The sequence below is a fragment of the Corynebacterium sp. HMSC072A02 genome, assembly GCF_001810085.1.
GTDB classification, from domain to species: Bacteria; Actinomycetota; Actinomycetes; order Mycobacteriales; family Mycobacteriaceae; genus Corynebacterium; species Corynebacterium hesseae.
In genome coordinates this window covers 1-21,719 of record NZ_KV799813.1, presented here as the reverse complement: position 1 = coordinate 21,719, position 21,719 = coordinate 1, and the positions used below count along the sequence as shown (strand labels likewise).

Sequence of the window (21,719 nt, the reverse complement as noted above, 5' to 3'; positions counted from 1 at the left end):
CCCCCGGTGTTTCCGTCGATCCAACCGCCATTTGACACGAACGCAACAACACCTTGATCACCAATGCGGTCAGTAGCCCAACGGAAGGCACGTAGATAGGAATCGTAGAGCGAGTTCTTATTGGTCGCAGTGGACTTCGCGGCGTATGTCTCTGCAATCCGCTTATCCAGGCTCGGGTACTTCAGGTTCGCGTTGAGGTCGTTCGCGGACCTCTGCCCTGCGGAGTACGGCGGATTACCAATCACGACGTTGATGGGCGCTTGCTTCTGGCGCTCGATGGTCTCGTTGTTCTCACGGAAAATGTTGAGGTCTGGGATATCACCTTCCTCGTGGATTTGGAAAGTATCAGCCAGAGCAATGTTGGTGAAAGGAACGTACTCGGGTGCGGGCTCGCCGTTGCGCAGAGCTACCTCTTCGCGCAGGGCGTTGTAGGTGGTCTCAATGTTCACCGCGGAGACGTAGTAGGCCAGCAGCATGATTTCCGTGGCGAAGAGCTCGTTAGCGTATTTGCGGGCGAGGTCTTCTGGTTTGATGAGGCCCGATTGCAGGAGGCGAACCGTGAATGTTGAGGTTCCCGCGAAGGGGTCGAGGATGCACACTCCCTCATCGGTCAATCCCTTGCCAAAGTGCTTCTTGGATACATCGTCGGCAGCACGCAGGATGAAATCGACAATCTCGACTGGGGTGTAAACGATGCCGAGAGCCTCGGATTGCTTCTTGAAGGCCTTGCGGAAGAAGCGCTCATAGAGCTCCTTGATGACCTGCTGCTTACCGGAAGCAGAGTTCACCTCAGAGGCACGAACGCGAACGGAATCGTAGAACTTCTCCAGAGACTCGGTCTCAGTATCGAGGTTTGCCTTGGACAAGGCCTTGACCATCTTCTCCATGACTTGGGCCACGGGGTTGTGGGTGATGAAGTCATGGTTCTCAAAGAGTGCGTTGAAGACCGGTGCCGTAATCAGGTGCTGCGAGAGCATCGAGATGGCATCTTCTTCGCTGATGCCATCGTTGAGGTTATTGCGCAGACCCTCCACAAAGCTGTCGAATTCGGTGCGGAGGGAGCCATCGGCGCCGTCGAGAAGGGCCTTGATGCGGGTGATTTGGTTCTCCGCGATGGTGGCGACGTCGTCGGCCCAGTCTTCCCAGTAGGTGCGGGTGCCCACCTTGTCCACCAGCTTGGTGTAGATGGCTTCCTGCCACTGTTCCAGAGAGAACAAGGCAATCTGCTGGGTCACGGTTGAGTTATCAGCCAACGGCTCAGGGGATTTGGTTTCATCCGCTTCCTTGAGCTTCTCAGTGTCGCTCTTCTCGTCATCCCCTGGCACGTGGACGACGTCGATTGGCAGGTCTTCTTGTCCCGCAGTGCCGTTAAGAGCAATCGAATTAATCTTCGCGTTGAAGCGGTCATCGTGGGCGCGCAGCGCGTTGAGGATCTGCCAGACCACCTTGAAGCGCTGGTTGTCGTTGAGCGCTTCGGCCGGGGAGACGTTGCTGGCCACGGCTACGGGCAGGATGATGTAGCCGTAGTCCTTGCCCTCAGACTTGCGCATGACGCGGCCGACGGACTGGACCACGTCCACCATGGAGTTGCGGGGGTTGAAGAAGATGACGGCGTCCAGTGCTGGGACGTCTACGCCCTCAGACAGGCATCGCGCATTGGTGAGCATGCGGGACTCGTGCTCCCCTGCTGGGGACTCCAGCCAAGAGAGCCTCGTGCCACGCTCCATGGCGTTCATGCCGCCATCAACGTGCTGGGCGGCAACGTGGAGGTCGACGTTGGTCAGGGAGACGTCGTTAAGCACTGCTTTTTCTTTGAGCAGTTCCTGGTGGGTATCGATGAGTGATGGGTAGGTCTCCGCAATGAGCTTCGAGGTCTTGATGTCCTTGGCAAAGGCCACGGCGCGCTGCATGGGCTGGGCGTCTTCCTCAAAACCGCCCTTCTTGCCCTGCAATTCGCCGGAGCGCTTGGCCAGGCCATTCCAGGCACCAATCATGGCGGAAGCTAAGGAAAGGTTGACCTGGTTGTTCTCGCTGTGGGCCATGGCTTGGGCGGCCACGGATTCATCCACGGTCATGACAAGCACCTTGTAATCCGTGAGCAGGCCCTTGTCCACGGCCTCACCGAAGCCGAGTCGGTAGAACTCCGGGCCGTAGATGGCTTCATCGTCCATGGAAGCCAGCTCCGCGGAGTGTTCTTCGGCCTTGCCCTTGACGGCTTCGTCATAAAGGCGCGGGGTGGCTGTCATGTAGAGGCGCTTGGCTGCCTTGATGTAGTCGGCATCGTGGACGCGGACGAAGTTGCTGGCATCCTCTCCGGCCAAGGTGATGCCGGTGGTGCGGTGGGCTTCATCGCAGATGACGAGGTCGAAATCATCGAGGCCTACCTGCTGGGCATCGTGCACCGCCTGGATGGACTGGTAAGTGGAGAAGACGATGTTGAGGCCCTTGGCGCGCTTGCCGGATTCAAAGCGCGTGGTGATGTCCTTGCCTTCGGTAGAAACTGGGACTTCAAGGTCATAGACGGCGATGTCCTCGGCCTTCTTGGAGACCTTGCTATCGGAGCACACCGCGAAGGCGCGCATGTCGAGGCGGCCCTGGGCGGTCCACTCCTTCAAGGTTTGGGAGAGCAAGGAGATAGACGGCACGAGGAAGAGAATCCGGGCCTTGCCGCCGTTGTCCTCAGCGACGCGCTCCGCTAGACGCAGGGCGGTGAAGGTTTTACCGGTGCCGCAGGCCATAATGAGCTTGCCGCGGTCATGGGTCTTGAAACCTTCAATGGCTTTGTCGATGGCTGTCTGCTGGTGTGGGCGGGGCTCGAAGGTCTCGCGCTTGGAGAGGTTGATCTGGATGGTCTTATCGCGCACCTCTGAGCCAGGGAAGGCCACGTCCCAGTTGATGGGTGATTCCGCGATGGCGGAGATGCCAATGCGGCTGGTCGGAATAATCTGGTTGGCCAGCGCATCTTCTGCATGGGAGGACCAGTGGTCCGTGGTGGAAATAATCAGGCGGCTGCCGAAGTGCTGGCGGCCTTCTTCCGTTTGGAAGGAATGACCAGAGGCTTCGAAGAAGGAATCCAGGTGGGACTTCTGAATGCGCGCCTTAGAGTCATAGAACTTGCACTGGATGGCGGTCCACGTGCCGTCATCCACGCGGCGGGCCACCAAGTCGATGCCGGTGTCAGCCTTGCCGCCGTTGTAGCGCCAATCCGTCCAGCGGCAGACCTCATCGAACTGGTTCTTTAAGGTCGGGTCGGTCTTGAAATAGTTGACCATCAGCTTCTCAAAGGCAATGCCGTACTTTGCCTTCGGTTGGTTTTCACGCAGCTGGTCTAGGACCTCAGAGAACTTCGACATGAGAACATTGTGCCCGAAGGTGTGCACGAGGTTCTGTCAACACACTGGTCTTAGCGTGGATCTGCTTTGCTGGGTTCCGTTGCGCTTTGCTCCGCTTTGGCTTGTTTACGCTCAGCCAGCCAGGTCTTCACAGCTCGGGCGGCGTCGGCTGCGCGCATGTCGGGCACATAGGCGTGAACGACGGCGAGTCCAATGGCGGGCAGTGCCAGCTCATCGTTGTAGGCCAGGTACCACTTGTGCTCTTCCGGCTGGAACTTGCGTTTGGAGGCAGCCAAGCTGCGGAAGCCGTAGAGGGGTTCCATTTCTTCGCCGAGGCGGGTGAGGAGGGCGTCGAGAAGCCCGGGTTCCTCTGGTGTACCTGACAGGGGCGCGCCGGAGAGCGAAATCCAGGCGCAGCCTTCGCCGGCGGCGATGATCATAGCCTCAGAGATGAGTAGCTCGATTGCCCCCTTGAAGCCGTGGTCGGCGCGGCGCATGACGTCGAGGGTGTAGCCCACCACGCTTCCGTTCTCACGAACAGGGAGCCAAGATGTCACGCCGTGCAGCGTGCCGTCCTCCCCCAGCGCGAGCAGTAGCTTGGTGCCTTCCTCCCGCAGCTCGTTAACACCGCCCAAAGTAAAGCCCATCTCTGGGAGAGCTTTGTCAGAGACCCATTCTTCGGAGAGCTCGGCAATTTTGTTGCGGGTGGCAAGATCGAGGTCCTTCCACTCCGTCCACAGCGTGGTGACGCCCTCTTTGCCGGCCTTGTTGCGGGCGGTGCGAATGTTCTGGAATTTCTTGCCTTTGAACTCCGTGTTAGAGGTGTCCAGGACGGCCTCCTCAGCTACTTCGAGGCGGCGGAAGCCGGGACGGGTAAAGCTTTCCCGTACCGAGTACCAGGCCGGGCGCCAGCCTTGTTCGCGGGCGAATTCTTCGAAGGCCGCTGCGGTGGCCTGCGGGTCATTGCCCGCCGGCTCGCCGAGGCTGAGTGCAATGCCGTTGTGGACGCGGTAGGCCACGTAGTTGCTGTCGTTAAAGAAGTAGCGGTTCCCCTTCCACAGGGTCATAGCGGAGAGGTGGTCACCACTGCCCTGCTCCAGGATGGCGCGAGCGTGGTCACGAACCTCAGCGGCCTCGGGGTTCGCAGGAGTAGCGAACATGCGATAGACCACCCACGAGGTGTACATCCAGAACAGAGTGCCGACCCACTCGTAGAAAGCCCACGTCAACCAGGTGGTCGGCGCGAGCTTGAGCGGAAGTAGCGTAGCCACGACTGGCGGGACATAGCGCAGAGGGAGTTCGGCCAGGATCGATCCGGCAGTGGCTGTCTCGACGAAGCCGTCCTTGAAAAGTAGTGCGCCAACGCCCCAAAGAGCGGCCGTGATGACAAAGGCAGCTGCGATCTTTCCTGCGGCTCGGCCCAGCGCGCGCACACTTTCGTGGATGTGGAACACGCGGCGGTTCCAGATGAGCACGACGAAGCAGGTGGCCCAGGGCAGGACCACAGCGGCGAGATTCACGCCGTAGAGCACAAGGCCTTCTTGGCTAAAGTCCCACAGCTGAGCTAGAAGCACAGCGATGACGAGTACCTGGGTAAGGACGGATAGCAACCACGCAAGACGGCGTCCGCGGATGAGGCCGAAGCACAGTACGAGTTGGATGATGAGCGGCATGACGCTGGCGATGGCCGGACCCACGCCGTGGACGCGGGCGAAATCAAGGGCAGCTTGGCAGGCCTGGCTTGTGGGGTCAGCCTGGCAGATCTCAGTGGCGTGATAAGCAGCAGAGTTGAAGGACCACATCAGCCGGGTGACTGGGCTGAAGGGCCCTTCCGCCAGTGGGTCGAGCGCCACGAAGGCTGGGCCGATGGCTACCACTCCCACGATGAGCGCGGTGAGAACTCGGCGCTCGGGCACCGAGGCACGATGGAAAGCGGCTGGGCGCTGCGCGCTCGTGCGGGGCACAAAGACACTCCATGCGATACCGGCCGCGATGGACAGCACCGAGGCGCTCACGCCGAGGACATCGCTCAAAGTACCGCCATACAGGGCCATGGTGAGCGTCAGGGCGAGGATGCTGAGGCGTACGCGGCGCTGCCAGAGGCGCGGCATCCACGCAGAAGCGAAGCCGGCTGTGCCCACTATGAAACCGATGGGTGATAAATCAGTGGAGCTCAGAAGATCATCACCCCAGCGGTTGAGGCCGATTTCTTCGATCCCGTGGGCGGCCACATAGGCCACGGGAACGGAGATAAGCTGCGCGGCAATACCAACGGCAAGTGTCCGCACGGAGCCCAACCGGTATTCCGAAGGAAGAACGAAAGCTAGGGCCATGAGGGTGAGTGCCACAACTGCGCCGAAAGTACGGCCGGTCAGGCCGATCGTTTGCGTAATGCCCGCCAGCCCTGGAACCGCGTAGGTCACGATGACCAATACCCACATCAGAAGGATCAACACCCACGTCACCGGAATGCGCCGCGCGAGGTGTCGGAGGTTGTTAGCGCTGAAGATCTGCATCTTGTACTCCATCGAAAGAATCGGTGAGGTCTGCCAGCCCGCCCCGGCGGGCAACCCAGGCAATTACTTCGCGCAGGGCGGGACGCCACACCTCGAAGGAATGGCCGCCCGGGCGGGAAGTGTAGTAGGTGGCCATGCCGGCGCCTCGTGCGGCGTCGTTCAGTTGGCCGAGCGCTTTCACCGCAGCAGTATCCCGGTTACCGGCGATGAAGATGGCCTGGTGATCGGGGTACTTTTTCGTCGCCAGCAGGTGTGCAGGATTAGCGGCTTGGTAGGCGGCTTCATCGCCACCATAGAACTTGGACACGGTGGCGGCGTGGTTTCCAATAGTGGGTTCGGCCTCGCCGGAGATGTCCACTGCCTGGCCATAGGCTTCGGGATGATTGGTGAGGATCTGTAGTGAACACGTCCCTCCGTATGACAAACCAGCGACGGTCCAATGTTGTTGATTCTCGTCGACACGGAAAGCGGTCTTGATTCCTGTCGGCACGTCGGTCGTTAGGTAGGTCATGACCTTGGCCACGGAGGTGTCCGCGCAGATGGGGTTGGCGGTCTCACTGCCGGTGGCATCGACCGCCACGACGATGGGGCTTAGTCCCCCATTGGCGCGTTGGAAGGCATCGGCGGTTTCGGCCGCCTCGCCGGAGCCGAACCACTGCTCCGGACCACCCGGGTTGCCGTGGAGCAGGACTAGAACGGGAAGGTTTATATCCTTTTTGCTCCAATAGGCCGGCGGGATGTAGGCAATGGCCTGGCGCGCGCTGAACCCTGAGATGGCACCCGGAAGATCCACGTGCACAATCGCAGCGGAATCCGAGGATTTCATGGCCTTGAATTGGCTGTAGTCCATCTCTTGGGCCACCGGCGTGGGATCGAGCGAGGCGATGTCCGGATAGGACTGGTACTCCATATTGGCCAGACCGGCTACCGCAAGTGCCGAGAATGCCGCAATCACGGCCATGAGGACTCGTCGGCCCGCATGGTGAATGAGGGAGATGAGCGCTGCAATGGGGACAAGCCCGGCAACAAAGAGGTAGAACGGGACGTCCCAGTGCTTGAGCACGAAGAATGCCACGGTGGCAATGACTGCGGCGAGAAGGAAAGACACGACATCGCGTTTGCGCAGGCGCCACGCAATGAGCAGCGCACTGATGACCAAGATAGCAATGTAGATCCCACCGTTCACGGGGTCCGTCAGCGGTAGGCCTAGCACAGACTGGATGAAGTTATTCACGGATTAAACATAGACCCACGCCGTGGCGAAAGCGCTGTAGTCTCCCTGTGAATATGCCCGAATAGCTGTGATCTTGATTGAATGCTTGCGCTAAACCGAACGAGCGCGACGAATGATCTCCGGAAGCTCCGCCAGGACCACGTCAATGTCCTCGTCGGTGGTGAGGCGTCCCAGGCTAAAGCGCAGGGAGCCGCGTCCGTGTTCCTCGTCGATGCCCATGGCTTCGAGCACGTGGGACATGCGGTTAACGCCCGCGTGGCAGGCGGAGCCGGCGGAGGCTTCGATGCCGGAGGCGTCGAGAAGCATGATGAGGCTGTCACCATCCGTGCCCGGGAAGGACACGTGCAGGTGGGAAGCCAAGGTGGGCTCAACGGAGTTGATGATGACATTGTCGATGCTGGACTCGATGCCGGCCTTGAGCTTGTCGCGGAGTGCGCTCAGGCGAGCGGTCTCCTGCTCCATGTCCGCGACGGATTCACGCAGGGCTGCCGCGAGTGCGCTCGCGCTGGCCACGTCCACGGTGCCGGGGCGGATGCCGCGCTCCTGGCCACCGCCGAAGGCGATGGGTTGAGGCGCCGGGGTGCGGCGCGCGAGCAGCAGGCCGATCCCGCGCGGCCCGCCGAACTTGTGGGCACTGGCCGCCAATGTGGTGGCACCCAGCTCATGGAAATTGATGGGCAGCTTGCCGGTGACCTGCACGGCGTCGATATGCACAGGGGTGTTCTGCGCGGCGGCGCGCTGAACAATGTCGGCGACCGGCTGGATGGCACCGGTCTCGTTGTTGGCCCACATGCAGGTGGCCACCGCGGCCGGGGTATCCAGGGCTGCGAGGTCGCTGACGTGGCCGGTGGAATCAACCGGAAGCAGGTCAACGGTAGCGCCGTGCTCAGCGCGGAGCTTGTCCACGGTCTCCAGGACGGCGGGGTGCTCGATGGGGGTCGAGATGATGTGCGGTGTCGTATCCGACCCCGCACGGAAAAGGCCCTGGATTGCAATGTTATCCGCCTCCGTGCCGGAGGAGGTAAAGACTACCTCGATGGGTTCGCAGCCGAGCAGCTCGGCGACAGTCTCGCGGGCGTCATCCAACACGGAGCGCGCCTTGCGCCCGGAGCCATAGGCAGAGCCGGGGTTCAGGGACCCGGCGGCGTCGACCCAGGCGTCGATGGCGCACTGGCGCATGGGTTGGGTAGCTGCGTAATCGAGGTAGCGAGGCATTAGTTGCCGGCCCCCTTGCGGGACTCAAGCTCGGTGACCAGCGCCGGGGCGATCTCGTGGAGGTCGCCCACCACGCCGAGGTCGGCGATCTGGAAGAAAGGCTCGTCCTGATCCTGATTGACCACGACGATAGTCTCCGAGGTCTGCATGCCTGAGGTGTGCTGGATGGCGCCGGAGATGCCGAGGCCGATGTAGAGCTTCGGAGAGACGGTCACGCCGGTCTGGCCCACCTGGTGGGCCGGGTCGTAGAAGCCCTCATCCACCGCGTCGCGGGTAGCGCCGACGGCGCCACCGAGGACGTCGGCAAGCGGCTCCACCACGTCGGCGAACTTGTCGCCCACGCCGCGGCCACCGGCGACGACGACCTTCGCGGAGGTCAGCTCCGGACGGGCGGTCTTCTCGGCCGGGGTGAAGGAGGTGACGGTGACGTCCTTCGCGGTGGCGGCGGGCAGCTCGAAGGGAGCGGGTGCCGCGGTGACCGGCTGGGGTTCAGCAGCCACGGAGCCAGGGCGCAAGGTGTAGACCACGGAGCCGGTAGCCGTGGAGGAGGTCTCGTAGGAACCGCCGAAGATGGTGTGGTGTGCGGAGCCGTCAGCGTTGATGCCGTCGACGTTGACCAGGGCGCCCGAGCCCAGGCGGGCGGCGAGGCGGCCGGCGATCTCGTTGTTGGTCGGGGTGGCTGCCAGCACGATGGGCGCCGGGTTATTGGCGGCCAGGGCGTGGAGGGCGTCGACCTCCGGGGTGACGATGCGCTGCTCATAATCCGCGGCGGTGGCCTGAACTACCTGGGCTGCACCGAGGTTGCCCAACTCGGCGTCGAAGGAGGCGGCGGTGGCGGCGTCCTTGGCCACGACGACGGCGGAGACGGTACCAAGCGCGCGGGCAGCGGTGATGAGCTCGCCGGTAACGGGGCTGAGCTGCTCTGCTTCGTGCTCAACTAGGACATAAACGTGAGACATATCTTTTCTCCTTTAACCCTCGATGAGATTCTTGGCGGCCAGGAAGTCCGCGACCTTGGCGGCAGCCACGGCCGGATCAGGATCGGTGATGACCTCACCGGCGGTGCGGGCCGGGCGCTGCGCAGAAGCGGTAACCGTGGTGGTGGACGGCACGCCGTCGATGCCCAGGTCCGCCACGGCGAGCGTGGTGACCTCAGCCTTCTTGGCAGCCATCAGGCCCTTGAAGTTGGGGAAGCGCGGCTTGTCGGCCTTGTCGGTAAAGGACAGGATGGCCGGAAGGTTGGCCTCAAGTTCCCAGTGGCCGTGGGCGTCCTCGCGGGTGCCGGTGGCGGTGGCACCGGCCAGGGAGGCTGCCTTGAGCTCGCTGAGCGCGGGCAGCTGGCGGTACTCGGCCAAGAGCCCTGCGATAAGCCCGGTGGAGGCGTCCGAGGAATTATTGCCCAAGGTGATGACCTGGACTTCGCCGAATTTCTCCGCCACCTTATTGATGGCGGCGTTAAGAACCCAGGCGGTGGCCAGAGCGTCGGCGCCAGCGAGGGCGTCGTCCGTCACGTGCACGGCGTGGTTCGCGCCCATGGCCAGGGCCTTGCGCAGGGCCTCATCGGCAGCGGCCGGGCCCATGGTGAGTGCGACGACCTCGTAGCCGGCATCGGCATTGTCGTCGCGCAGGCGCAGGGCCTGTTCGACGGAGTACTCGTTGACCTCATCGATGACGTTATCCACCGAGGTGCGGTCCAAGATGTGGTCCGCCTCGAGGGTCTTGGTTGACCACGTATCCGGTACGTGCTTGACCAGAGCCACAATGACTGGCATGTGGGCACTTCCCCTTCCGTAAATTTTGAAACTATTAGGGTGCGTAATTACCTTCGGACGATACTACTCGCGGTCCACACAACACCGCGACTCCCTTCGCACCGATGCGCGTGACCACGAGGGTCTTGGCGGTGGAACCTTTCAGTTTGAGCTTCTTGCGCAACTGATCCGGGTTTACATCTTGCCCGCGTACCAGGATTTCCAGCGAGCCAACATCGTGGGCAACCATGGCCGCCTTGAGCTTTTTCATGGGGACCATCTCGATGAATTCAAATCCGGAGGTGCCGTGAGGCAGGCGGTCACCGGTGAGGTAGGCAATGCGCGGGTCCAGTTGGTGCAGGCCTTCCCGCGCGGCGTAGTGGCGCACCAGCCCGGCGCGCACGATGGCGCCGTCGGGGTCGATGAGAAAGCGGCCGATGGGGCCGGCGGCGGGAAGCTCGTGCTCGGCGACGTCGTCGTCGATGACGTCCGCATTGACTCCCTCAGGCGTGGCGGTGAGAACCACTGCCCTCTTCCCCGTTCCAAGTCCCGGGGTATAGAGGCAGGTTTCCTTCACCCCGCCGTCGAGGCTAGCCACGCAGGCCAGACCTTCCCATTCGGAGTGGTCGATTCCCGGCGCGCACTTGATGGCCATCTCACCGTGGGTGTCCAGGAGGTCTGCCGGCGGGGGTAGGAGCTGGTCCAAGCGGGTAATGCGGTTGCCGCCTTGGCGCCGGGCGGGATCGGCGATGCAGACCTGGGCGGCGGTCGTGGTGGTCAGAGCATCTGCGCGAAAGACCGGGTGCTCAATGTTGTGCCGCGCCATGGCTACGCGCGAAGCGTCCAGGTCGCTGCCCACATAAGCGCCGGGACGATAAGCCTGCCCCTCGGTGCCGATGGAACACGTGAGGTCGTGGACGAGGTCCACGTTGCGCTCCTGGAGGAATTGCGCGCGGTAAGCCGCCACCGCGGGTGGAGTGGCCTGTTGTGCAGAGTCGTGGTCCATAAGCCAGTCTTGCGGCAGCTTTCCGGAGCTGCGGGCTTGAATGAGCTCGGCTACGGCGCGCCCATAATCACCGAACTGGGCCTGCAGCTTGGCGACGTCCCTCAGGTGTGCCTTCTTTGTTCCCTCCAGGTCCGCCGCGGCGGCGTCGATGGCGGCTGCATTCTCGCGCAGAAAGGCGACTTCGTCCAGGGTGTAGCTCATGGTGTGCTTTTCTAGATGCGGTTGACGGGGAATGTGGTGAAGTACTCGCGGTAGCGTTCATCGTCCCGGGGATCCCCGATGATGGGGCGCAGATCGGAGAAGGAGGCATCGTCCAAGACTTCCTTGACGCTGGAATAGGACGTGAGGCGCTTGAGCTGCGCCCAGGTGGGGATGGCTAGGCGTACCAGCCCGGCGCGCCAGCCGTCGAGAACCAGTTGTGGATCGAACCAACCGGCGTCATCGGCCTCCCCTGTTTCGCCATCCGGTTCTTGGCCCTCGGGAAGCACACCGATGAAGAAGAAGGTGTCGAACCAGTGGTCATTGTCCTCACCTGCCCAGCGGGACCAGGGAAGGAACATGTCGGCGTCGACACGCATGCCGTTGTGTTCCAGGAATTCGGTAAAAGAAATCTCGTGGGATTCCAGTAGCTCGCGCTCGCGGTGATAGCGCGAGGCATCGGAGACTAGGCCGTCTTCGCGGATGGCCAGCAGCGTGCCGGCCTCTTCGAAAAGTTCCCGGGCCGCGGCGAAGACAAGGGCGTGGGCCTTGTACTTGGTGACACCCATGCGGCGTGCCATGGACACCACTGAGCGGCCTGCCCACAGTTCGCCGGAGTCCCAGGTGCGGGGTGGGAAGTCACGCGGGTCTACCCCGCCGCCGGGAAACACGACGTGGCCGGGGTAATTGCGCATGGTGCGCACGCGTTCCTGGATCCACACGCGCAGACCCTCTGCGGTATCGCGCAACAGGAGGACGGTAGCGGCCAAGCGTGCCCCATTGAAGCCGGTGGTTTCGCCAGGGTCGATGGCGTCAAGGCTGTCGTGGATGGACTGGCTCATGCAACTTTCCGTGCCCGCGAAGGAGCAGAATTCTTGGGGTGAACTAGAGATTAGCGGGTGCGCCGGGCGAAGTACCGCTCCCCAATGCGATCCACCTGGATGGGCTGGTGGAAGGCCTTGGAGAGGTTTTCCGACGTCAGGACAGAATTAATGAGTCCTTTGGCCACGACCTTACCCTCATCCAGGAGCATCGCATGCGTAAACCCGTAAGGTATTTCCTCCACGTGGTGGGTGATCATGACAATCGCCGGGGCATCCGCATCGAGCGCTAGGTCCCCGAGGTAGCCCACCAGGTCCTCGCGTCCACCCAAGTCCATGCCGGCGGAGGGCTCATCCAGGATGAGCAGCTCCGGGTTGGCCATGAGCGCGCGGGCGAGGATGACGCGCTTCTTCTCACCTTCGGAGAGGGTGCCCCAGGTGCGCTTGGCCAAGTGGGATGCGCCGACCTGATCCAGGATGTCATCTGCTCGGGAGAAATCCATGTCTTGGTAGTCCTCACGCCAGCGGCCGAGCACGGCATAGCCGGCGGAGACCACGAGGTCATCGACGCGCTCATTGTCCGGGATTCGGTGTTGGACGGCGGCGGAGGAAATGCCGATGGCGGCGCGCAGATCGCGCATATCCGTCTTACCTAGGCGCTCTCCCATCAGGTATGCCACGCCGGCGGAGGGAAACTCTTCGGCGGCAGCTATCCGGACCAGCGAGGTCTTGCCCGCACCGTTGGGGCCGATGATGACCCAGCGTTCGTCGAGCTCCACCTGCCAGTCGATGGGCCCCACCAGCGTGCGTCCGCCCCGTCGCAGTTCGACGCCGCGGAAGTCAATCAACCAATCTTCGTCGGTGTCCATAAGTTCAGGGTTTTGCTGGCTTTGTTGCTCTGGAGTGTTCACACGCACCATTGTGGCCGAAACCTTCCGCCCCCGGTGAAACTGACACAGCCTTCCCCGGTGAAACTGCCACAGCTGCATTATTCTATGGGCATGACTCAACGCCTTGGTATCGACGATGTCCGCCCCTCCCTCTCCCATAACGCAGCCTCGAAAGCTGTAGTCGGAGAGGTTGTCCCTGTCACCGCCTTGGTGTGGCGTGAGGGCCACGATGCCGTCGCCGCGACGCTGTCGGTGTGGAACACTGACTCCCCGTCCACTTCTGCCGTAACCATGACGGTGGATCCGGAGAATCCGGATCGGGTCCACGGCGTGTTTAGCCCGGCCACCGCCGGCCGCTGGTTCTTCCGCGTCGATGCCTGGTCGGATCCGATGTCCACCTGGCGCAACGCGGTGGTCAAGAAGATGGAGGCCGGTCAATCCACGCAGGAGCTCAGCAACGATCTCTTGCACGGTGCCGAGCTCTTCGAGGAGGCGGCAATCCAGTGCCCGAGCGACAAGGCGGATCTGCTCTTTAAGGCGGCGAAGGAGCTGAAGGATGAAACGGGGGACGTCGACAAGCGCGTGCGCACCGCGCTATCCGACGAGGTCGCGGACGTCCTCCACCACCACCCCCTGCGGCACCTGCTGGTGGAGGGTGACATTCACGAGGTCCTCGTGGAACGCCGCGAGGCCCTCTACAGCTCCTGGTACGAGCTCTTCCCACGCTCCACCGGTGGCTGGGATGACGAGGGCAACCCCGTGCACGGCACATTTAAGACCACGGCACAGGCACTCGAGCGAGTGGCAGCCATGGGTTTCGATACCGTTTACTTCCCACCCATCCACCCCATTGGCAAGGTGCACCGCAAGGGCCGCAACAATTCGGTGGTGGCTGAGCCCGATGATGTGGGCTCGCCGTGGGCCATCCAAGATCACTCCACCACGCACCCGGACCTGGGCACCATGGAGGACTTCAAGGAGCTGGTCAAGAAGGCCGCTGACTTGGGCCTGGAGGTGGCCCTGGACCTGGCTCTGCAGGCCTCCCCGGACCACCCGTGGGCTAAGACCAACCCGGAATTTTTCACCGTCCTGGCCGATGGCACCATTGCCTACGCGGAGAACCCGCCGAAGAAGTACCAGGACATCTATCCTCTGAACTTCGATAACGACCCGGACGCCATCTACGCGGAAATCTATCGCATCGTCATGATCTGGATCGAGGCCGGCGTGCATACGTTCCGCGTGGACAACCCGCACACCAAACCGGCTAACTTCTGGAATTGGCTGATTTCCAAGGTGCACGTCACCCACCCGGAGGTCATCTTCCTCGCCGAGGCCTTCACCCGCGCCCCGCGCCTGTTCGGCCTGGCCAAGGCTGGATTTACGCAGTCCTATACCTACTTCACGTGGCAGACCTCCAAGCACGAGCTCACCGAATTCGCGCAGATGCACGTGGAGCAGGCCGATATCTGCCGCCCCAACCTCTTTGTCAATACCCCGGATATTCTCCACGAATCCCTGCAGACCGGTGGGCGCGCCATGTTCGCCATTCGCGCTACGCTGGCTGCGACTCTCTCCCCGCTGTGGGGCGTGTACTCGGGCTTCGAGCTCTACGAGCACCAGGCCGTCAAGCCGGGCAGCGAGGAGTACCTCGACTCGGAGAAGTACGAGCTGCGCCCGCGCGACTTCCAGGCCGCTGTCAAGTCCGGTGACTCCCTGGAATCCTATATCCGGCTGCTCAACCTCATCCGCCGCGAAAACCCGGCCCTCCAGCAGCTGCGCACGCTGCGCTTCCACAACACGGATAACGAGGCCATCATCGCCTACTCCAAGGCCGATCCCACCACCGGCAACGTGGTGCTCGTGGTGGTCAACCTAGACCCGCGCAACGCGCAGGAGGCCACGGTCTTCCTCGATCTGGCCGCCGTGGGCCGCCACCCGGGTGATCACTTCACAGTGCAGGACACCATCAGTGGTGCCGCCTACGAGTGGTCCGACCGCAATTTCGTGCGCTTGGAACCGCTTCGCGACGTCGCCCACGTTTTCATCCTTCCGCCAGCCCACCATGACCTGCAAGAACGCATCGCGTGGCGCCGCGTGAACGACTACCGCGCTTAAGCTCTCAGGCCAGTAGATACCCCGCGCTGATTCCGTCCCCCTTTCTGGGTAGCGCGGGGTTTCTTTTCGGCCCCGCGAGCGGGTGTTCTTGGGTAATTTGGTCTGTATGAACATCCCGGCCTCAGACCTCGAACGCCTTAACCACTGCCGCCACCACGCGCCCCATGATTTTTATGGCTGGCACGACGGAACCGTCCGCACTCGCCGCCCCGGTGCCGAAGCCGTCGAGCTCGTCACCGCTTCCGGCACCACCGCGATGCGCGCGGTTGGGGATGATATCTGGGAGGCCCCGATCGCCGAAGAAGCAGACTACCGCCTGCGCATCACCTACCCGGGCCAGCCCGCCATCGAGGTAGCGGACGGTTATCATTTCCTGCCCACCTTGGGCACATTGGATCAGCACCTCATCGGGGAAGGCCGCCACGAGCGCCTCTGGGAAGTACTGGGCGCAAATCTCAAGAGCTACACCACCGACCTGGGTGAGGTCGAAGGAACCGCATTTGCCGTATGGGCGCCCAACGCGGAGGGCGTGGCCGTGGTCGGTGACTTCTGCGGCTGGAACCCTACCCAATACCCCATGCGCAGCCTCGGCTCCACGGGCATTTGGGAGGTCTTCATCCCCGGTGTGGGCGAAGGCGAGCGCTATAAGTTTGCGGTCCACGGCAAGAACTCCCCGCGCATTGATAAGGCGGATCCCCTGGCCAAGCGCACCATTGCCCCGCCGGAAACCGCGTCCGTTGTAGCCCGCTCCAGTTTCAAGTGGAGTGATGAGGAGTGGATGAGCAAGCGCACCGGGGACCTCGACGTCCCGATGAGCGTCTACGAGCTCCACGTCGGCTCCTGGAAGGTAGGCGCCAACTACAACAGCTTGCGTGAGGAACTCATCCCTTACCTGGTTGAGCACGGCTTTACCCACGTGGAGCTGCTGCCCGTGGCCGAGCACCCCTTCGGCGGTTCCTGGGGTTACCAGGTCTCCGGCTACTACGCTCCCTCCGCGCGCTGGGGCTCCCCGGATGAGCTGCGCGCGCTTATCGACGAATTGCACAACGCTGGCATCGGCGTTTTCATCGACTGGGTGCCCGCGCACTTCCCCAAGGACGAATGGGCGCTGGGCCGCTTCGATGGGCAGGCACTCTACGAGCACCCCGACCCGCGCCGCGGTGAGCAGGCCGATTGGGGCACCTACGTCTTCGACTTCGGCCGCAACGAGGTTCGCAACTTCCTCGTGGCTAACGCCCTGTACTGGGCCGAGGAGTTCCACGTCGACGGCTTGCGTGTCGACGCCGTTGCTTCCATGCTCTACCTGGACTACTCCCGCGAGGAATGGCTGCCCAATATCTACGGCGGGCGCGAGAACCTGGAGGCAGTCCAATTCCTCCAGGAGACCAACGCCACGCTGAACCGTAACCACCCGGGCGTGCTGACCATCGCCGAGGAATCCACCTCCTGGCCAGGTGTGACCGCCCCGACGCATGAGGGCGGCCTAGGCTTTAGCCTGAAGTGGAACATGGGCTGGATGAACGACACCCTGGAGTACTTCAAGCACGAGCCGATTCACCGCCGCTACCACCACGGCGAGCTCACCTTCTCTATGGTCTACGCCTACTCGGAGCGCTACGTGCTCCCGTTTAGCCACGACGAGGTGGTCCACGGCAAGGGCTCCTTGTGGGAGCGCATGCCGGGCGATGACTGGAACAAGGCCGCGGGCCTGCGCGCGCTGTACGGCTACATGTTCTCCCACCCGGGCAAGCAGCTGATGTTCATGGGACAGGAGTTTGGCCAGACCACCGAATGGGCAGAGGGCCACTCCGTAGACTGGGCCAACTTGGAGGGCTGGGGCAACGAGTGGCACCACGGCATCAAGCGTCTGGTGCGCGACCTCAACGCGGTGTACAAGCAACAGCCGGCCCTGTGGACACAGGACTTTACGCAGGATGGCTTCCAGTGGGTGAAGGCTGACGACGCCAACAACAACATGCTCGGCTACGTCCGCTATGGCAAGGACGGCTCCGCCGTGTTGGCAGTGTGCAACTTCTCCGGCAGCTCGGTGCCGAACTACGACCTCTGGGTACCGCGCGATGGCGAGTGGGAGCTAGTCATCAACACAGACGACGCCGTCTACCAAGGTGCTGGCAACGACCTTGCCCACCGCGTGCGCTCCGAAGACAACCACGTACAGCTACACCTGCCGGCCAACTCGGTGCAGTGGTATGCCTTCCGCGGCTAGTTTCTAAGAACACAACTGCCCGACCTGCCAAAGATCAGCGCTGAGATCGAATTCCAGCCGCTAGTTTTGGCAACTCGGGCAGTTGCAGTTTTCAGTCTTGTGCGTGAGTATCGAGGAAAGCTCTTACGCGAGCATCAATGTCATCGCGCAACGCATCCATTCGCTCCCCTCCCTCTAGACCACGCACGGACGGGTCCTCAATCTCCCAACGCTCAGCCACTCCGTCATAGTCGGCATCACCAACGATGATGACGTGATCCACCGAAGACGCGAGGCCGGCATCAAGCAACGTTGGCGTTCCTGACATGTCGGCGCCGACCTTTGCAAGAGAGGCCTGCGCCTCGGCGTTCACGCCCTGCGCACGATGCTGTTCAGTGGTCTTTACGCCTGCGGAGTGAACTTCCCAATCGGGCGCATGCTTCTTAGCTAAGGCAGCCGCCATCTGAGACTTACCGCGGTTGGTATTGCAAAGGAAAAGTACGGAGGTCATGCCTCCGCACTTTAGTCATATTTCGGTGTGCCTGTAGGGCCAGATCCCTAGTTCTTCTTCACCGCGTAGTACACCGGCAGGGACTTCCAGTTGAACGTCACGTCCTGGACGTTCTCGGACCAGCCGCCGACCACGTTTGGGTAGAACAGCGGGATTGAAGGAAGGTCACGCAGCAGCAGCTCCTGTGCCTGGTTGTAGAGCTTCGCGGCTTCCTCCTCATTTGCGGCGCCGTTGGCCTTCACAATCAGTTCATCGAACTCCGGGTTGGAGTACTTCGAGTCATTGGAAGCCACACCCGTGGTGAAGTTTGGCCCAAGGAAGTTACCCATCGAGGGATAGTCGGCGAACCACGCCGTGCGGTAGGCGCCATCCATCCGCTCGGTGCGGTAGGCATCGCGGAAGGACTTGAAGTCCGGGTAAGGGTTGCCCACGGCCTGGATTCCCAGCGTGTTGCTGATGTTGTTAGCCACGGCATCGGCCCAGTCCTTGTTATCACCATCGGTGTTGTAGTTGATCGGGAACGAGCCTTCAAAAGCACCGTACATCTTATCGGCCTCCGCCCACAGCTTCTTCGCCTCCTCCGGGTTATAGTCCAGGTTTTCCGAACCGGGCAGGCTGTCGTTGTATCCGTTCAGCACCGGTGACGTGAACTCGCGGGCCGGTGTGCGGGTGCCATGGAAGATGGTCTCCGCGATCTCCTCACGGTTGATAGCCATCGAGATTGCCTTGCGGCGCAGCGTGCCTTCTTCCCCACTAAAGTGCGGGGTCTCCATGTGGATGGACATCTCCAGATAGGTAGCGGCCGGCTTGGTCTCCTGACGGCCGGCCAGGTCCTGCTCATAGCTGCCGAAAGCGGACGACGGGATCGCTTCGAGCACGTCGAGGTTATTCGCCAACAGGTCCATGTAGGCCGCGCTGGAATCGGCGTAGAAGGCGAATTCGATGCCGTCGTTCTGCGCTGCGCGGTCGCCCTTGTACTCCGGGTTCGGCTCGATGATCAGGTTCTGGTTGTGGTTCCATTCCTTGATCTTGTAGGGGCCGTTCGACACCGGGGATTCGCCAAAGCCCTGTGGGTCCTCCAGCGCGGCCGCGGGGACTGGGAAGTAGGCGTTGTAGCCTAAGCGGCTCGGAAAGTCGCTCTCCGGTTGGGTGAGTTCGATGGTGAAGGTGCGCTCATCGATGACCTTGAGGCCTTCCATTTCTTTGACGCCTTCCCCGTAGCCCTTGATGGAGGAGAAGAAGCTCTCATTAAGTTGTTCATTGGCCACCGCGTAGTTCCACGTATCGACGAAAGAATCAGCCGTCACGGCTGAGCCATCAGAGAACTTCAGGTCAGGCTTGAGCGTGACCTTGTAGGTCTTCTCTCCTTCCTTGTCGATGGACTCCGCCATCTCGTTGTGCACGTTGCCGTCGGCGTCGTAGTACACCAATCCGGAAAACAGCATGTCGACGATGCGTCCGCCGCCGTTCTCATTCGTCATCGCGGGAATGAGCCCCTGCTGTGGTTCAGTACCGAGCACGCGAACATAGTTGGATCCGCCGGCACTATCGGAGCTATCGCTTCCGCAGGCGGTAAGGCTAAGAGCAAGAGAGGCGGCGCCAACAACGCCGAGGAGCTTGCGCATGAGAGTCCTCCAGAAAGAGTCAAACAACCATTGTGCTGTATCGCACAAAAAGCAATTTAACATGCCATACGTCACCTCATTGCTTGAACGCAAAAAAGACCCTCAGGAGAAGACTCAACTGAGTCATCCTGAGGGTCCAGCCCGCGACAGTCCGGGAAGGTCGCTCTCGGGCCCGGCACAAGCTGGGCACTATTTCTACGCCGTCTTTAATACAACGCGCTGGCCAGCTTCGTGCGTGCGGCCAGTACGCGCGGGTCACCGGAATCAAAGAGACCAAAGAGCTCCAAGAGGCGGGTCTTGAGCTGTTCCTTCTCATCCCCAGCGGTGCGCTTCATGGCCTCAATGAGGCGCTCGAAAGCTCGGTCAGGGGCACCGGCGACGACCTCCGCGTCGGCGGCGTCGAGCTGCTTTGCCACGTCCTCTGGGGCGGCATCGGCGGCGGCGATGGGGTCCTCGCTACGGTTAGCCGGATCCAAGCGCTTGAGCAGCACAGTGGTGTCACGCGCCTGCTTAATCTCCGCATTATCCGGCTCAGCGGCCAGAATCTCCTCATAGGTAGCGATGGCAGCGTCGAAATCGCCACGGTTGAGCGCGTCCTCAGCCAGGCCCAGGCGCGGATCTGCTGCTTCTTCCTCTGGGCTCTCCCCCGCTACATCTTGGTCTGGCAAACCCTTGAGCTGGGGGCCGAGCTTGTCGACGATCGCCGCTACCCACTGCTCCAGGTTCTCGCGCGGCTGCCCGCCCTCAAAGTTGGTGACGGGCTGGCCGGCTGCGATGGCAACGGTGGTCGGCAGATTCTGCACGCCGAAGACCTGCGCCACCTGGGGCACGACATCAGCGTTGATATAGCCGACGATGAACTTGAGCCCACCGGCAGCCGCCATCTCCTCGAAGTCCTTCTTGAGCTGCTCGGAGGCCGGGGAGCGCGGCGAGCCGATCAGGGCGATGACGGGCACCTCGGCGGAGCGGCGCACCAAGTCATTCTCGAAGTTCTGCTCGGTGACCTCAAAGAAGGGCTGTACACCTGCCGAGGCACCAGTAGTACCCTGTTCCTGTGCTTTCGCCTTGGCCTCTGCCTGCTGCTTGATGGCGCCGAGGTCGAGGGCTCCTCCTACGTACGGTCCGGTCACTTATTCTCCTCCAGGTAACGATTAACGGAATCTACTTTTTGGGTTATCTGCCCGGTCACGCCTTCGCGGATATCGGCTTTAATCACCAGGCTGGTGCGGGGCGAAACCGCGCGCACGGCATCGGTGGCTTCCTTGATAACCGCGAAGACCTCATCCCACTCGCCTTCAACAAGGGTAAACATGGCATTGGTCTCATTGGGCAGGCCGGAGGCCCGGACCACACGCACGGCTTCGGCGACGGCCTCGGACATCTCAGCGCGTTCATCGCCCACGACGGAGGGGGCTACGGAAAAGGCAACAATCATGCCCGCTATCCTACCGCCGCTCCCAGCAGTGCCGGTGCCAATGGCGACGGTCGTCAGCGCGCCCACCGGTATCCCGCGGCCACGCCACGATGTGCGCCACCCCGGGAGGTATGTTCTGGTTGCATCCCGGGCACACGTAGTACTTCTGAGCGGCCGCGCTGCCGACGTGTCTCATAACGAAAGGCTCGCCATGGGTCCAGCTCGGCCCTGGTACCGTCTGCGAGCCGAGGAAGGCACTGCCGTCGCGCGGCAGTGACCGTGCCTCTTCGCGGATCCTACGATTGCGGCGCGGCACTAGAACAACCGCAGCTCGTTGGACTCGATGCCGCGCAGCTCTTGGTAGTCCAGGACGACGCAACGGATACCGCGGTCTTCCGCCAAGGTCCGCGCTTGGGGCTTGATTTCCTGCGCTGCGAACACACCGTGGACCGGTGCTAGCAAGTCGTCGCGGTTGAGCAGCTCAAGGTAGCGCGTGAGCTGCTCGACGCCATCAATTCCGCCGCGGCGCTTGACCTCGACCGCTACGAATTCATTCTTGGAGTTCTTGGCCATGATGTCTACCGGACCAATCGCGGTGGGGTACTCGCGGCGCACCAGCGAGTACTTCTCCCCCAACGTTTCTATGTGTTCCGCCAACAGCTCCTGCAAGTGGGCTTCCACGCCATCCTTGACCAAGCCGGGGTCTTCTCCCAGATCCATGTCAATCTCCTGGTGGATCTGAGCGATGGTGATGCGCAGCTGCTCACCTTTCGGATTTTCTACCAGCCACAGTTTCTCTCCTGTGTCCTCGCCGTCGATATCCTCAATCGCCGACTCCTCAAAGGTGCACGGCGGAGTCATCCAGTTCAGCGGCTTATAGGC

The 21,719-nt window shown here is 62.0% G+C and carries 17 protein-coding genes; 2 read left to right on the top strand and 15 right to left on the bottom strand.

Translation table 11 applies throughout. The annotated features are described in order from the left end of the window. The 9 genes from HMPREF2698_RS01935 to HMPREF2698_RS01895 all read right to left on the bottom strand — a co-directional run. Nucleotides 1-3,353 (bottom strand): restriction endonuclease (locus HMPREF2698_RS01935; RefSeq protein ID WP_070561711.1); only part of this gene is annotated, 3,353 nt, incomplete at its 3' end. Nucleotides 3,354-3,403: 50 nt separating this feature from the next. Continuing rightward, on the bottom strand, nt 3,404-5,848 hold the full coding sequence (locus HMPREF2698_RS01930; protein WP_070561707.1) for a bifunctional lysylphosphatidylglycerol flippase/synthetase MprF: 2,445 nt from the start codon (nt 5,846-5,848) through the stop codon (nt 3,404-3,406). Then, nucleotides 5,829-7,082 carry an alpha/beta hydrolase gene (locus HMPREF2698_RS01925; RefSeq protein ID WP_070561705.1) on the bottom strand — a complete coding sequence of 418 codons (1,254 nt, stop codon included), beginning with the start codon at nt 7,080-7,082 and terminating at the stop codon, nt 5,829-5,831. Before HMPREF2698_RS01925 ends, HMPREF2698_RS01930 begins: the two co-directional genes overlap by 20 nt. Before the next feature lie 90 nt (nt 7,083-7,172). Then, nucleotides 7,173-8,297 carry a cysteine desulfurase family protein gene (locus HMPREF2698_RS01920; protein ID WP_070561703.1) on the bottom strand — a complete coding sequence of 375 codons (1,125 nt, stop codon included), beginning with the start codon at nt 8,295-8,297 and terminating at the stop codon, nt 7,173-7,175. After that, nucleotides 8,297-9,256 carry an electron transfer flavoprotein subunit alpha/FixB family protein gene (locus HMPREF2698_RS01915; RefSeq protein WP_070561702.1) on the bottom strand — a complete coding sequence of 320 codons (960 nt, stop codon included), beginning with the start codon at nt 9,254-9,256 and terminating at the stop codon, nt 8,297-8,299. The genes HMPREF2698_RS01920 and HMPREF2698_RS01915 overlap by 1 nt, the downstream gene beginning before the upstream one ends. A gap of 12 nt (nt 9,257-9,268) precedes the next feature. Next, nucleotides 9,269-10,069 (bottom strand): electron transfer flavoprotein subunit beta/FixA family protein, encoded by an 801-nt coding sequence (locus HMPREF2698_RS01910; protein WP_070561700.1) that lies wholly within the window; start codon nt 10,067-10,069, stop codon nt 9,269-9,271. A 34-nt stretch (nt 10,070-10,103) separates the two neighbouring features. Continuing rightward, on the bottom strand, nt 10,104-11,255 hold the full coding sequence (locus tag HMPREF2698_RS01905) for a THUMP-like domain-containing protein (RefSeq protein WP_070561698.1): 1,152 nt from the start codon (nt 11,253-11,255) through the stop codon (nt 10,104-10,106). 11 nt (nt 11,256-11,266) lie between these two features. Further along, nucleotides 11,267-12,094, bottom strand: coding sequence for an NUDIX hydrolase (locus HMPREF2698_RS01900; protein ID WP_070525210.1), 828 nt, complete (start codon nt 12,092-12,094; stop codon nt 11,267-11,269). 50 nt (nt 12,095-12,144) lie between these two features. Beyond that, nucleotides 12,145-12,942, bottom strand: a complete 798-nt coding sequence (locus HMPREF2698_RS01895; RefSeq protein ID WP_369821990.1) for an ABC transporter ATP-binding protein — start codon at nt 12,940-12,942, stop codon at nt 12,145-12,147. Between the two features lie 132 nt (nt 12,943-13,074). Here HMPREF2698_RS01895 and HMPREF2698_RS01890 point away from each other — a divergent pair, with 132 nt between their 5' ends. Together HMPREF2698_RS01890 and glgB are read left to right on the top strand one after the other, a co-directional pair. Beyond that, complete coding sequence (locus HMPREF2698_RS01890) at nt 13,075-15,081, top strand: maltotransferase domain-containing protein (RefSeq protein ID WP_070561709.1); 2,007 nt, start codon at nt 13,075-13,077, stop codon at nt 15,079-15,081. Between the two features lie 106 nt (nt 15,082-15,187). Then, a complete protein-coding gene (gene glgB / locus HMPREF2698_RS01885) occupies nt 15,188-17,308 on the top strand; it encodes a 1,4-alpha-glucan branching protein GlgB (protein ID WP_070561697.1) in 2,121 nt (706 codons plus the stop codon). A gap of 91 nt (nt 17,309-17,399) precedes the next feature. Here the strand turns inward: glgB and HMPREF2698_RS01880 are convergent, their stop codons facing one another. The 6 genes from HMPREF2698_RS01880 to nucS form a co-directional block, all read right to left on the bottom strand. Then, nucleotides 17,400-17,798, bottom strand: a complete 399-nt coding sequence (locus HMPREF2698_RS01880; RefSeq protein ID WP_070531156.1) for an arsenate reductase/protein-tyrosine-phosphatase family protein — start codon at nt 17,796-17,798, stop codon at nt 17,400-17,402. 47 nt (nt 17,799-17,845) lie between these two features. After that, nucleotides 17,846-19,423: a peptide ABC transporter substrate-binding protein gene (locus HMPREF2698_RS01875; RefSeq protein ID WP_070561695.1), complete on the bottom strand. Its 1,578-nt coding sequence runs from the start codon at nt 19,421-19,423 to the stop codon at nt 17,846-17,848. 206 nt (nt 19,424-19,629) lie between these two features. Then, entirely contained in the window at nt 19,630-20,553 is a 924-nt protein-coding gene (locus HMPREF2698_RS01870; RefSeq protein WP_070561693.1) for a tetratricopeptide repeat protein, read from the bottom strand. Then, on the bottom strand, nt 20,550-20,858 hold the full coding sequence (locus HMPREF2698_RS01865; protein WP_070525199.1) for a thiamine-binding protein: 309 nt from the start codon (nt 20,856-20,858) through the stop codon (nt 20,550-20,552). Before HMPREF2698_RS01865 ends, HMPREF2698_RS01870 begins: the two co-directional genes overlap by 4 nt. Before the next feature lie 10 nt (nt 20,859-20,868). Next, nucleotides 20,869-21,153, bottom strand: a complete 285-nt coding sequence (locus HMPREF2698_RS13550) for a hypothetical protein (protein ID WP_083303765.1) — start codon at nt 21,151-21,153, stop codon at nt 20,869-20,871. Next, nucleotides 21,153-21,719: endonuclease NucS (gene nucS, locus HMPREF2698_RS01860; protein ID WP_070561691.1), on the bottom strand; the 567-nt coding region annotated here is incomplete at its 5' end. The genes HMPREF2698_RS13550 and nucS, both read right to left, overlap by 1 nt.